General features: G+C 33.0%; 13 protein-coding genes and 1 other annotated feature. All 13 genes read left to right on the top strand.

The features are described 5' to 3' along the window. The first annotated feature begins 19 nt into the window (after window positions 1-19). Complete coding sequence (locus ACI32A_RS04940; RefSeq protein ID WP_439753923.1) at window positions 20-517, top strand: hypothetical protein; 498 nt, start codon at window positions 20-22, stop codon at window positions 515-517. Between the two features lie 10 nt (window positions 518-527). Next, window positions 528-914, top strand: a complete 387-nt coding sequence (gene cdd / locus ACI32A_RS04945) for a cytidine deaminase (protein WP_439753924.1) — start codon at window positions 528-530, stop codon at window positions 912-914. Window positions 915-961: 47 nt separating this feature from the next. After that, on the top strand, window positions 962-4,024 hold the full coding sequence (locus tag ACI32A_RS04950) for a DNA polymerase III subunit alpha (protein ID WP_439753925.1): 3,063 nt from the start codon (window positions 962-964) through the stop codon (window positions 4,022-4,024). Window positions 4,025-4,073: 49 nt separating this feature from the next. Continuing rightward, window positions 4,074-5,747, top strand: a complete 1,674-nt coding sequence (locus ACI32A_RS04955; protein ID WP_439753926.1) for a glutamine--tRNA ligase/YqeY domain fusion protein — start codon at window positions 4,074-4,076, stop codon at window positions 5,745-5,747. Between the two features lie 39 nt (window positions 5,748-5,786). Beyond that, complete coding sequence (locus ACI32A_RS04960; RefSeq protein ID WP_439753927.1) at window positions 5,787-6,215, top strand: phosphatase PAP2 family protein; 429 nt, start codon at window positions 5,787-5,789, stop codon at window positions 6,213-6,215. A gap of 53 nt (window positions 6,216-6,268) precedes the next feature. Continuing rightward, window positions 6,269-6,340: a sequence feature (ribosomal protein L21 leader region), on the top strand. Window positions 6,341-6,351: 11 nt separating this feature from the next. Then, window positions 6,352-6,654, top strand: coding sequence for a 50S ribosomal protein L21 (gene rplU, locus ACI32A_RS04965; protein WP_439753928.1), 303 nt, complete (start codon window positions 6,352-6,354; stop codon window positions 6,652-6,654). 2 nt (window positions 6,655-6,656) lie between these two features. Continuing rightward, a complete protein-coding gene (locus tag ACI32A_RS04970; RefSeq protein WP_439753929.1) occupies window positions 6,657-6,971 on the top strand; it encodes a ribosomal-processing cysteine protease Prp in 315 nt (104 codons plus the stop codon). A 3-nt stretch (window positions 6,972-6,974) separates the two neighbouring features. Continuing rightward, window positions 6,975-7,259, top strand: coding sequence for a 50S ribosomal protein L27 (rpmA, locus tag ACI32A_RS04975; RefSeq protein ID WP_439753930.1), 285 nt, complete (start codon window positions 6,975-6,977; stop codon window positions 7,257-7,259). Between the two features lie 60 nt (window positions 7,260-7,319). Continuing rightward, window positions 7,320-8,603: a GTPase ObgE gene (gene obgE, locus ACI32A_RS04980; RefSeq protein ID WP_439753931.1), complete on the top strand. Its 1,284-nt coding sequence runs from the start codon at window positions 7,320-7,322 to the stop codon at window positions 8,601-8,603. An 8-nt stretch (window positions 8,604-8,611) separates the two neighbouring features. Beyond that, the gene (locus ACI32A_RS04985; protein ID WP_439753932.1) at window positions 8,612-9,361 is read left to right on the top strand and encodes an exodeoxyribonuclease III; all 750 of its coding nucleotides are present in this window, start codon (window positions 8,612-8,614) and stop codon (window positions 9,359-9,361) included. Window positions 9,362-9,436: 75 nt separating this feature from the next. Further along, window positions 9,437-9,892 (top strand): MarR family winged helix-turn-helix transcriptional regulator, encoded by a 456-nt coding sequence (locus tag ACI32A_RS04990; protein WP_439753933.1) that lies wholly within the window; start codon window positions 9,437-9,439, stop codon window positions 9,890-9,892. Next, entirely contained in the window at window positions 9,889-12,051 is a 2,163-nt protein-coding gene (locus ACI32A_RS04995) for an ABC transporter ATP-binding protein (RefSeq protein ID WP_439753934.1), read from the top strand. The genes ACI32A_RS04990 and ACI32A_RS04995 overlap by 4 nt, the downstream gene beginning before the upstream one ends. Further along, entirely contained in the window at window positions 12,051-13,847 is a 1,797-nt protein-coding gene (locus tag ACI32A_RS05000; protein ID WP_439753935.1) for an ABC transporter ATP-binding protein, read from the top strand. The genes ACI32A_RS04995 and ACI32A_RS05000 overlap by 1 nt, the downstream gene beginning before the upstream one ends. The last annotated feature ends 11 nt before the right edge of the window (window positions 13,848-13,858 follow it).

Genomic DNA, 13,858 nt, shown 5'->3' on the forward strand with positions numbered 1-13,858 from the left:
AAGTTAGGGAGATTAAAAAATGAAAGAAAAAAAAGTGACTTTATTATTTACTACATATCACAACTTTATTTCCTATTTATTATTATATTTATTTGGACACAACTATTCCCATGTTTCTATGTCTTTAGAATCGGATGGAGAATATTTTTACAGTTTTAATAAAAAAGGATTTCGAAAAGAATATCCTAAGCGTCACAAAAAAAGAAGAAAAAACAAAAGTTTTTCCATTCAATTTAAAATTTCAAAAGAAGAATATGATATTTTAAAACATAAAATTGAAGAATGCGAAAAAAGAAAGAATTTAAAATATTCTTCTTTGGGTGTTTTATTATGTTTATTCCATATTCGTCATCACTTTGAAGATTCTTATTTCTGTTCTCGCTTTGTTGCGGAAGCCTTACAGGATATGGGTCGCTTTGAATTAAAGAAAGATCCTTCTTTATATTTGCCCGATCAAATTATTGATGAAATGATTGCACACAATTGTTTAGAAAACGTGACAAGAAATCCATTATAGAAAGTTTATTATGTTTGAAAAGTGTTTGAAATTACTTGAAAATTCTTATAGTCCATATTCTCATTTCCGTGTTTCCAGTATTGTTGTGATGAAAGATGGAAAAGAATTTTATGGTGTAAATATTGAAAATGCATCCTATGGAGCCACTATATGTGCAGAACGCGTTGCGATATTTAATGCGATTGCTTCTGGCTATAAACCATTTGATTTTGAAAAAATCTATGTTCTTTGTGATTCACCTGACATTCAGCCTTCTTGTTTTATTTGCCGGCAAGTGATGAGTGAGATGTTTGAATCGGATAAAGAAGTGATTTGGTATTCGAATACTGGAAAAGAAAAAAAATTGTTGATTAAAGATATTTGTCCATATCCTTTTGTGGATGCTTGTATGAAATAATGTAGCACAAAGCTACATTTTTTTTAATTTTGAATTATAATTGTTTTATGAATCATTTACATATACGAAGTGTTTATTCTTTACTGGAATCTAGTTTTCGTTTAGAAGATATTATTGATGCTTCTATTCGAAATGGTTTTTATCATGTTTGTTTAACGGAACACAACAAAATGTTTTCGACAATGAAGTTCTGGAATTTGTGCAAAGAAAAAGGTGTACATCCTGTTATTGGACTGGAAACAGAAGTGATGTATAACGAAAAAGAATTTCATTTTATTTGTCTGGCAAAAAATGATAATGGACTAAAAGAATTGTATCGAATATCAAGTGAAAAAATGAAAAAAGAATCCAGTTTATCTTTTGAATTCTTTGTATCTCATACACAAAATTGTGTTGTTTTAACGGCTGGTGATTTTGAAGATGAACTCGGATCGTATATTCTTCATGAAAAAGATGAAGACATTCTTTCTTTTGTTTCTATATGCAATGACAGCTGGCAGGATTTCTATGTATCCATTGCGATGAATGATTCGAGTTTTCATCGTCAGAGAAATGGATATTTAAAAATGATTTTATCAAATCAATATAAAACGGTTGCCTTATCAAGAATTTTATATGAAAAAAAAGAAGACGTTGAAAATTTAAAAGTGTTACGTGCCATTGAAGCACAATCGTATTTAAGTGATCAAACACTGGATGTTTGTTACAATCGCTATTTTCGTTCCATTGAAGAAATGAAACAACTCTATGATTTATCAGACTTAGAGGCCAGTGATGAAATTTGTTTGAAATGTAACGTACAAATGGCATTCTCCAAAAACTCTTTGCCACTCTTTCATAATAAATATAACGTTGATTCCAAAACATTTTTAACAAATTTATGTAAAGCTGGATTGAAAAAGAGATTGAATAATGAAATAAAAGAAGAATATGTGAATCGACTTCAGTATGAACTCAATACCATTATTTCTATGGGCTTTACAGATTATTTTCTCATTGTATGGGATTTTATTCGCTTTGCGAGAAGTCAGAACATTATGGTAGGACCAGGAAGAGGATCTGTAGCTGGTTCTTTAGTGGCTTATGTATTAGGAATTACGCATATTGATCCCATTCAAAACCAACTTTTATTTGAACGTTTTTTAAATCCAGATCGTGTTTCTATGCCAGATATTGATACGGATTTTCCAGATAATCGAAGAGAAGAAGTCATTCAATATGTGATTGAAAAATATGGCAATCAAAGAGCATGTCGCATTGTGACATTTAATACAATGAAAGTGAAACAAGTGCTTCGTGATGTAGCTCGTACAATGGGATTATCGGTAAGAAAAGTCGATGAATTGATTAAAAAAATTGGTGATGAACAATCTTTAAAAGAACTATATCAAAAGAATATTTCTTTTAAACGACTTATAGATCAAGACAAACAATTCCATGAATTATTTGTTCGTTGTCTTCCATTAGAAGGATTACCACGCCATGCTTCCATTCATGCAGCTGGAATTGTTTTAAGTCAACAAGATATTGTAGAAGTTTGTCCATTAATGGAATTAGACGACCATAGCTATGCTTGTCAATTCACAATGGAATACTTAGAACCTCTTGGCTTGATCAAAATGGATTTTTTAGGTCTGAAAAATCTAACGACTATTCATCAAATTGTAAAAACCATTGAAATGGAGCAACACAAAACATTGGATATTTTCCGTATTCCATTAAATGACAGCAAAACTTTTCAATTGTTGTCCCATGCTGATACAGTAGGTGTTTTTCAATTGGAATCACAGGGCATTAAACAAGTTTTATTAAAACTAAAACCCAATAAATTTGAAGACATATGTGCTGTTCTTGCTTTGTATCGACCTGGACCCATGCACAATATTGATGAATACATTCAAAGAAAAAACGATCCATCCAAAATTGAATACTTGCATCCACTTTTAAAACCAATACTAAAAGATACCTATGGCATTATGTTATATCAAGAACAAATTATGCAGATTGCTCAGGTTATCGGGCAATTTAGTTTAGCACAAGCCGATACGCTTCGAAAAGCTATGTCGAAAAAGAATAAATCCATGATGGATTCTTTTCATATTCAATTTATTCAGGGAGCCTATCAAAAAGGAATAAGTAAAAAATGTGCAGAAGATATTTTTTCTATGATGGAGCGTTTTGCGGAATATGGATTCAATAAATCACATAGCTATGCTTATGGATTGATTGTTTATCAAATGGCATATCTAAAAACCAATTATCCATTGGTATTTTATAAATGTTTATTGGACAGTGTGATCTCTTCTCAAAATAAAACCATGGAATACGTATATGAATGTCAAAGACGAAAAATTCCGGTGTTAAAACCAAGTGTACAAGAATCCAATGAATGGTATACCATTGAAAAAAATGGATTACGAATGCCTTTACAAGTTATTAAAGGCATAGGAAAAAGTGTATATCCATTATTGATGGAACAAAGAAAACAAGCTCCTTATCAAAATTTTATAGAATTCATAGTTCGAGCTAAATCCATTGGCATTGAAGATAGCGCTATTAAATTATTAATTGATGGAGGCGCATTGGATTGTTTTTCATACAATCGAACAACAATGAAAGAAAACCTGCAAAACGTATTAAATTATGCACATTTAGTTTGTACAAAAACGAGTGAAGGCATTGTATTAAACTATGACATTGTCTCTTGTCCTGTGATTTTAAATCATAAAGAAAATAAAATGGAAAGTGCACAAAGAGAATTTGATGTCTTTGGATTTTATTTGGAAATGCATCCACTAAAAGAATTACGAAAAAAATATCCTAAAGCCATTCCGATTTCGCAAGCCAATGCCATTCAAGGCTATATGGAAGTATTAGGAAAAGTCAGTGGATATCGTGTTCATAAAACAAAAACAGGTGAATGGATGTGTTTTATGAGCATAGAAGATGAAAAAGGAAAAATGGATGTGGTATTGATGCCAAAGCTATATTCAATTGAAAAAGAAAACATTGCCAAGAATCGTTTTGTATGTATCAATGGAAAAAAAGATCGTCCACAATCAATTTTAGCCCGAAACGTAAAATGGATTGACATCGAAGAAAATAAATAGTGAATTTATGATTTTCTATGATAGAATAATATCATTCTAGGAGGGACCTATGGAAAAAGAAATAAATAGTAAAAATTTCATTGAAAGAATCATTGATCAAGATATAGAAGAAGGAAGATGTACAAAAGTTATTACGCGTTTTCCGCCAGAACCAAATGGATATTTACATGTAGGACATGCTAAATCTATTTTATTAAACTATGGATTAGCTGAAAAATACAATGGAGCTTTCAATCTACGTTTCGACGATACCAATCCAACAAAAGAAAACATTGAATTCGTAAATTCAATTGTAAAAGACGTAGAATGGCTGGGAGCCAAATATGAAGGAGACGTTAAATTCGCATCCAATTATTTTCCACAAATGTATGAAAATGCTGTGAAATTAATCAAAAAAGGAAAAGCCTATGTATGTGATTTAACACCAGATCAAATTCGAGAATATAGAGGAACTTTAAAAGAACCCGGAAAAGAATCACCATATCGTAATCGATCCATTGAAGAAAATCTTCGTTTATTTGAAGGCATGAAAGATGGAGAATTTGAAGATGGTTCAAAAGTTCTTCGTGCCAAAATTGATATGGCCAGTCCAAATATTAATATGCGAGATCCAATTTTATATCGAGTTGCTCGTTTTGAACACCATAATACAAAAAATGAATGGTGCATTTATCCAATGTATGATTTTGCACATCCTATTGAAGATGCACTTGAAGGTATCACGCATTCCATTTGTACACTGGAATTTGAAGACCATCGTCCTTTATATGACTGGGTAGTCATTGAATGTGGATTTAAAAATAAACCCGAAGAATTTCCAAAACAAATTGAATTTGCGAAAATGTATGTTACAAATGTGGTAACTGGAAAACGCTATATTAAACGTTTAGTGGAACAAAAAGTAGTGGATGGATGGGATGATCCTAGATTGGTAACCATTGCTGCTTTAAGACGAAGAGGATTTACTCCGGAATCTTTAAAATTGTTTATGGATTTATGCAGTGTATCTAAATCCAATTCATCAGTTGATTATGCGATGTTAGAATATTGTATTCGTGAAGATTTAAAACCAAAAGCACCTCGTGTGATGGGAGTATTCGATCCAATTGAATTAATTATTGACAATTATCCAGAAAATGAAGTTGAGTATTTACCGGCACAAACCAATGTTGAAAACCCTGAATTAGGTTCTCATTTGGTTCCATTTTCAAAGAAACTTTGGATTGATCGTGATGATTTTATGGAAGTCCCTGTTAAAAAATATTTTAGATTATTTCCAGGAAATGAAGTACGCTTAATGAATGCTTATTTTGTGACTTGTACAGGATTTGAAAAAGATGAAAATGGAAATATCACAAAAGTTCATTGTACATATGATCCAGAAACGAAAAATGGAACAGGTTTTACAGCTCGTAAAGTTAAAGGAACCATTCACTGGGTAGAACAAAATAGTGCCATTCCAGTTGTAGCTCGTTTATATGAAAACTTAGTGGATGAGTCTAAAGGTGTTTATAATGAAGATGGTTCTATGAATTTAAATCCAAATTCTTTGACAGTTGTCAATGGATATGTGGAACCATTTATTAAAGACTATAAACCAGGGGATTCATTCCAGTTTGTTCGTAATGGTTATTATTGCATTGATGTAAAAGATTCAACAGATGAACAATTTGTATTGAATCGAATTACATCTTTGAAGAGTTCCTTTAAATTACCAAAATAATCACTAGTACATTCTAGTGATTTTTTTTATAATAAAGCCATGACAAAAATAATTTGTATATCCAATAAAGTATTAACTCTATGCATGTATATTATATATCCACTTTTTTTAATGAGTCTTTGGAACAATCCCTTTTTAATCAAAGCCATTTGTATTCCATTGATTTCTTTTATACTTGTTTCGATTGCTCGAAAAAAAATTAATCGAGCACGTCCTTATGAAATAAAAAATAAATCTCCTATAATAAAAAAAGACACAAAAGGACAATCTATGCCCTCTAGACACGTCTTTTCTTCTGTCATTATTTCTATGACAATTTTATATATATATCCCGTTTTTGGTATATTCTTATTGATTTTAAGCGCCATAGAAGCTTTTATTCGCGTTATAGGTGGCGTACATTTTATCAGTGATGTCATGGCTGGATATATCATTGGCATCTTAGTTGGGTTGTTTTATTTTTTATAAATCCGTTCTTGAAAATCAAAAAAACTTCCTATATAATACTATCGTTGCAGACTCCGCTCTTGCAACCGCACAGAAAAGGTTATAAGTTGATTTTCACACCTTAATGGCGAGTACTCAAAGGAAAGGAGATAAAAAAATGTACGCAATTATTGAAACTGGTGGAAAACAAATTAAAGTTGAACAAGAAGCAGTCATCTTCGTTGAAAAATTAGAAGCAAACGAAGGAGATGTTGTAACATTCGACAAAGTTTTATTCGCTAACGGTAAAATTGGAAAACCTTATGTTGAAGGAGCTACAGTTACTGGTGTTGTAGAAAAACAAGGTAAAGGAAAGAAAATTACTATTGTTAAATACAAAGCTAAGAAAAGCTCTACTCGTCGTAAACAAGGACACCGTCAACCATATACTCGTGTAAAAATTACTGCAATTGAGGCTTAATTATGGTTAAGGTGGAAACACTGTATGAACAAAATCAAATTGTTTCTATTCGTATGAATGGACATGCCAATGCAGCAAAACATGGTGAAGATTTAGTTTGTGCAGGGGCTTCATCCATAGGAATTGGTGCATTAAATGCACTGGATGATATTTTTTCGGATGCAGTGGATTTAGAATTTCGAGAAAATAAATTCCGTATCAAAGTTTTAAAAAACTCGGATTTGCTTCAAACTTGTTTGTTGTTTATGATCAAGCAACTTGAAACAATGGTGGAAGCTTATCCAGAAAATATTACGATAATAAGGAAAGAGGTGTAAATCATGCGTTTCACATTAGATATTCAATTTTTCGCATCTAAGAAAGGGGTAGGTTCTACTAAGAACGGTCGTGACTCTATTTCAAAACGTTTAGGTGCTAAATTAGCAGATGGACAATATTGTACAGCTGGTAGTATCATTTACCGTCAACGTGGAACTAAGATTCATCCAGGAACAAACGTAGGTCGTGGTGGCGACGATACATTATTCGCATTGGTCGATGGTGTTGTTAAGTTTGAACGTCTTGGAAAGGATAAAAAGAAAGTTTCTGTTTATCCACAAGCTTAGTACAGAATTTTCTAGACCCCCACAACAACGGGGTCTATTTTTTTAGAAAGGAGTGCAAACATGTTTGTTGATCAGGTCAAAGTTCACTTAAAAGCGGGTAAAGGAGGAAATGGTATTGTCAGTTTCCGTCATGAAAAATATGTAGCTTATGGAGGGCCTTTTGGAGGCGATGGCGGAAAAGGCGGAGATGTTATTTTTGAAGCGGATCCAGGAATGACAACTTTACTCGATTTACGATTTCATCGAAAAATCCAGGCTACACCAGGTGAAAATGGAAAAAATAAGCGAATGCATGGAGCCAATGGCGAAGACAAAATCGTTAAAGTTCCATTAGGAACCATTGTAAAAAACGCAGAAACCAACCAAATTCTTGCGGATTTGACACAGCCTCATCAACAACAGATTGTTTGTAAAGGGGGAAGAGGTGGACGAGGAAACTGTCATTTCAAGTCAAGTCATAATACCGCTCCTAAATATGCTGAAGACGGATTTCCAGGACAGGAATACGATGTCATTGTGGAATTACGTGTTTTAGCGGATGTTGGTTTAGTTGGATTTCCAAGTGTTGGAAAATCGACTTTATTAGATGCTGTTTCTCGAGCTCGACCAGAAATTGGAGACTATCCATTCACAACCATTGCACCAAATGTCGGTGTTGTTCAAACAAGAGAAGGAAGAAGCTTTATTATGGCAGATTTACCTGGATTGATTGAAGGTGCCAGTGAAGGAAAAGGTTTGGGCCATCAATTTTTACGACACATAGAACGATGTCGTGTTATTATTCATATCCTGGATATGGGTGGAGAAGATGGAAGAAACCCGGTTGAAGATTATCGCATTATCAACGAAGAATTAAAGTCTTATAATTTACGTTTATTAGAGAGACCACAAATTGTGGTGGCCAATAAAATGGATTTGGACAATGCACAGAAAAATTTAGAAGCCTTCAAAGAAGCTTATCCAGATGTAGAAGTCTTTGAAACGACGACTATTATTCACGAAGGCATTGATCCAGTCTTAACAAAGGCAGCTGATTTATTAGAAACAACGCCTGTATTTCCGATTATGGAAGAAGAAAGTCAGGATGTTGGTGTTACATATACATTTGAAGAAAAGAAAAAAGACTATACAATTGAAAATATTCAACCAGGACTCTGGAAAGTATCTGGGCCTCGTTTGGAACGTGTTTTTGACATTAAAAAATTAAATACAGAAGAAGATTTTTATTTATTTGCGAATCGTCTACGTTATTTGGGAATTGACAATGCACTTCGTGAAGCGGGTTGTCAAGACGGAGATACGGTTCAATTATGTGGATATGAATTTGAATTTATTGAAAATTAGAGGAAAATATGAAGTGTATTTCATGGAATGTGAATGGTATTCGTGCTGTTCTCAAAAAAGATTTTGTTGAAATTTTATATGCATTAGATGCCGATATATTCTGTATTCAGGAAACCAAGGCACAAGAAGATCAGATTGAAGTGGAATGTGAATTATATCCATATCAATATAAATACAGTGCCCAAAGAAAAGGATATAGCGGAACTATGGTTTTTTGTAAAGAAGAACCACTATCGGTTTGTTATGGAATCGGGATGGAAAGTCATGATACAGAAGGAAGAGTTATTACACTGGAATACGATTCTTTCTATATTGTAACGGTTTATACACCCAATAGTGGTGATGGCTTGAAACGATTGGATTATCGTATGGAATGGGATATTGCCTTTTCTAAATACATTCAATCTTTAAATAAACCTGTTATGGTTTGTGGAGATTTAAATGTAGCCAATGAAGAAATTGATATTAAAAATCCGAAAACCAATCGTAGAAATGCCGGTTTTACAGATGAAGAACGAAATAGCTTTAAAGTCAATTTATTGTCGTTTCTAAAAGATACATATCGTAATTTATATCCAGATAAAGTGGAATATTCGTGGTGGTCATATCGCTTTAAAGCTCGAGAAAAAAATGCTGGGTGGCGTATTGATTACTGGCTTGTTTCACCGGAATTGATGGACAAAGTCATGGATTCAAAAATATTAACAGATATTTATGGTTCGGATCATTGTCCCGTTGAATTGGATATTCAACTATAAGCTCACATGAGCTTTTTTATTTGACATTTTATAAACAAGTGTTAATAATTAACTTATGTTTAAAAAGGAGGCTTTATGAAATCACAATATTTATTTTTTATTAGCCAAACTATAAAAACACATGTTAAACATGGAATAAGTAGTCTACAAATAGAAGACAATCATTTTATGCCATTGCACAAATTATTTGTTTTGATTCAACAATATGGAGTAAATAATTCCATCTATGTTTCACAGCTACCTGAATTAACAGGTGTTTTACCGCAAGCTATTTCTCGTTATCTTCGATTATTAGAAAAAGATGGCTTGATTCTTCGTAAAAGCGATCCAAAAGATCGAAGAAAAGTTTTTGTGAAATTGACGGAAAAAGGAATTCATCAACATCAAGCAAGTTTTGAAAAAATCAAAAACTATGCAACACGTATTGAAGAAGAAATGGGACACGATAAAATGGAGCAATTTATACAGCTTTGTATGAATATAGACCAGGCCATTGTCAAAGTGAACCAATCTATGGAGAATATAAAATGATTAAAATTTTAAAACAGTTATCGAAACACTGGATTTATTGCCTTTTTATTTTTGGACTGCTGCTTGTGCAAGCCAATTGCGATTTAAGTATTCCTTCCATGACTTCTGATATAGTGGATACTGGAATTCAAATGGGAGGCATAGAATCTGTTATTCCACAAACGATTCGAAAAGACTCATATCAGGCGTTATTGTGGTTGATGAATGATTCAGATGCACAACTTGTTGAAAGTTGTTACGAATTCAAAATCGATATATATGAATTAAAAGAAGAAAAAGAAGGATTAGAAGATTGTTTTTCGATTCCTGAAATTGTATTGGTTTCCATGGCAAGTGCAGAAAAAGAAAATGTAACATACCAAGATTTAGATCAGTCATGTCAATCGATTTTGAAAATGGTCGATCAGTTTCCTGATATGTTAAGTGATACGCAAAAAAGAGAAATCATTCAAGAAAATATGGAAACTTATTTTTCAAAAATAGATAACAATACCCTGGATTTAATGAAAAGCCAGTCTCAAGTCTTTGTGAAACTTGAATACCAGGGACAAGGGATTGCCCAAAGTGTTCAAACACGTTATTTATTAAAAACAGGAATGAAAATGCTGGGATATACACTTTTATTAGTCGTTTGTGCTATTTTAGTTGGATTTCTGGCATCGAAAGTATCAGCAACCATAGGAAAAGACTTACGAGAAGCTGTTTTTTCGAAAGTGGTTTCCTTTTCCAATGCTGAAATTGAATCGTTTTCTACGGCTTCCTTGATTACACGTACAACCAATGACATTCAACAAGTACAAATGGTTTGTGTTGTTTTGCTTCGAATGGTATTCTATGCACCAATTTTAGGAATTGGTGGAATTTTAAAAGTCATTCAAACTGGAAATGATTTATCTTGGATTATTGTTTTAACGGTTCTTTTGTTGTTGATTGTAATTGCGATTTTAATGATTGTAGCTATGCCACGATTTAAAAAAGTACAAACCCTGGTGGACAACGTCAATCAAGTTTCTCGTGAAATTTTAACAGGAATCATGCCAATTCGAGCTTTTTCAAGAGAAACATATGAAGAACAACGCTTTGATCAAGCCAACACCAATTTAATGAAAAATCAATTATTTACAGGAAGAACCATGGCCATGATGATGCCATTTATGACAATTATTATGAATGCCTGCTGCATTTTGATTGTCTGGTTCGGTGGAGTTTCTATGGACTTGGGACATATGCAAGTTGGAGACGTTATTGCTTATATTACATATACAATGCAAATTGTCATGTCCTTTATGATGATTGCTATGGTATCTATTATGTTACCAAGAGCCAGTGTTGCCTTTGATCGAATTGATGAAGTCTTACATCAGGAATGCAGTATACATGATTCAAAACAACAAATTCAACAAGAATTTAAAGGCGAAATATCTTTTGAAAATGTATCGTTTATGTATCCAGATGGACAAGATGAAACACTAACAGATTTAAATTTTACCATTCATCCAGGACAAACCACAGCTATTGTGGGAAGTACAGGATGTGGAAAATCAACGGTCATGAATTTAATTTGTCGTTTTTATGATGTTACAAAAGGAAGAATATGTATTGATGGCATTGATATTCGGGATATGTCTTTAGAGCAGTTACATGATTTAATTGGATATGTTCCACAAAAAGGCGTTTTATTTAGTGGAACGATTGAGTCCAATGTGAAATTTGGCAATAAAGTAGATGATTCTCAAATGAAAGATGCCTGTCAAATTGCCCAGGCACAGGAATTTATTGATACAAAAGAAAATACATATCAAAGTTCTATTGCCCAAGGTGGAAGCAATGTTTCAGGTGGACAAAAACAGCGCTTATCCATTGCTCGTGCCATTGCGAAAAATCCTTTGATTTATTTATTTGACGATAGCTTCTCAGCTTTGGATTTTAAAACCGATGCAGCTTTACGAAAAGCTTTGCATGCAAAAACAAAAGAAGCAACGGTATTGATTGTTGCCCAACGTATTTCCACTATTTTACATGCCGATCAAATTATAGTATTAGAAGAAGGACATATTGTTGGAAAAGGAAATCATCAGGAATTGATGAAGAATTGTGTCGAATATCAGGAAATAGCTAAAAGTCAATTGTCTTTGAATGAGTTAGGAGGTGCTTTATAATGCCACATCCAAAGCGTTCACATGAAAAAGCAAAAGATTTTAAAGGAACAATGAGGACTGTATTAAAGTCTTTAAAACCCTATACATTTTTATTGATCATTGTTTTTGGCTGTGCCATTCTTTCGACAATATTTAATATTGTTGGACCTAAAGTATTAGCCAAAGCCACAACGGCTTTAGCAACTGGATGGATTGCCAAGATTACACATACCGGTTCTATTGACTTTGTCTATATTGGAAAAGTTCTAATTTCATTAATGATTTTATATGTTATCGCTGCGATTTTCTCTTTTATACAACATTGGATCATGACAGGAATTACACAAAAAATTTGTTACGATTATCGAAAACAAATCAGTGAAAAAATTCATCGGCTTCCTTTGGCTTATTTTGAAAAAAGAACAGTAGGAGAAGTATTATCTCGAATCACCAATGATGTGGATACACTTGGACAAAGCTTGAATCAAAGTTTAAGTCAATTTGTTACAAGTATCACAACTATGATAGGAGTACTTGTGATGATGCTTTCTATTAGTCCTTCCATGACATTGGTAACCCTTTTTATTATTCCTGTCACTATTATATTTGTAATGATTGTTGTTAAACACTCTCAAAAATATTTTAAGCAACAACAAAAAATGCTGGGAATTGTCAATGGACAAGTAGAAGAAGTATATTCTGGACATAATGTCATTTGTGCTTTTAATCAAGAAAAAAATGTTGTGGATACATTTAATCAAAACAACGAACAATTATATGAATCTGCCTGGAAGTCACAATTCTTTTCTGGATTGATGATGCCTATTATGAATTTTGTGGCAAATTTAGGCTATGTTGTTGTAGCGATTATGGGTGGTATTTATGCTTCAAAAGGGAAAATCACCATTGGAGATATTCAAGCTTTTATTCAATATGTAAAGAATTTTACCCAGCCAATTCAACAATTGGCACAAGTTTCCAATCAGATGCAAAGTATGGCAGCTGCAGCTGAAAGAGTGTATGAATTCTTAAATGAAAAAGAAGAAGAACAAGTGCAAACGGTTCAGGAATGTACATTTAAAGGCGAAGTTACATTTGATCATGTACACTTTGGGTATAGACCAGATAAAGAAGTAATTAAAGATTTTTCTTGTCATATTCAACCGGGTCAGCAAATTGCGATTGTTGGACCAACTGGGGCCGGAAAAACAACCATTGTCAAATTATTGATGCGTTTCTATGATGTCAATCAGGGCTCAATTTGTGTAGACGGCATTGATATTCGAACTTTAAATCGAAGTGTATTACGTGAAAACTTTGGAATGGTTCTACAAGATACGTGGTTATTTAAAGGAACTATTATGGAAAATATTCGTTATGGAAATCTAAATGCTACAGATCAGGAAGTCATTCAGGCAGCTAAACAAGCAAAAGTGGATCACTTTATTCGTACGCTTCCAAAAGGGTATCAAATGGAAATCAATGAAGATGCTTCGAATTTGTCACAAGGACAAAAACAATTGTTGACGATTGCTCGTGCTATTTTAGCCAATAATCAAATTTTAATTCTAGATGAAGCAACGAGTAGTGTTGACACAAGAACGGAGCAGCAAATTCAAGATGCGATGGATGTATTAATGAAAGGTAAAACAAGTTTTGTGATTGCACATCGTTTGTCAACGATAAAAAATGCGGATTGTATCTTGGTTATGAAAGATGGAGATATTGTTGAACAAGGAAATCATGAAGAATTATTGAAACAAAATGGTTTCTATGCAAGTTTATATAATTCACAATTTGAAGATGCACAAGCGTGATGGACTATTTT

The organism is Floccifex sp. (genome assembly GCF_051873555.1).
Lineage (GTDB): Bacteria > Bacillota_I > Bacilli_A > Erysipelotrichales > Erysipelotrichaceae > Floccifex.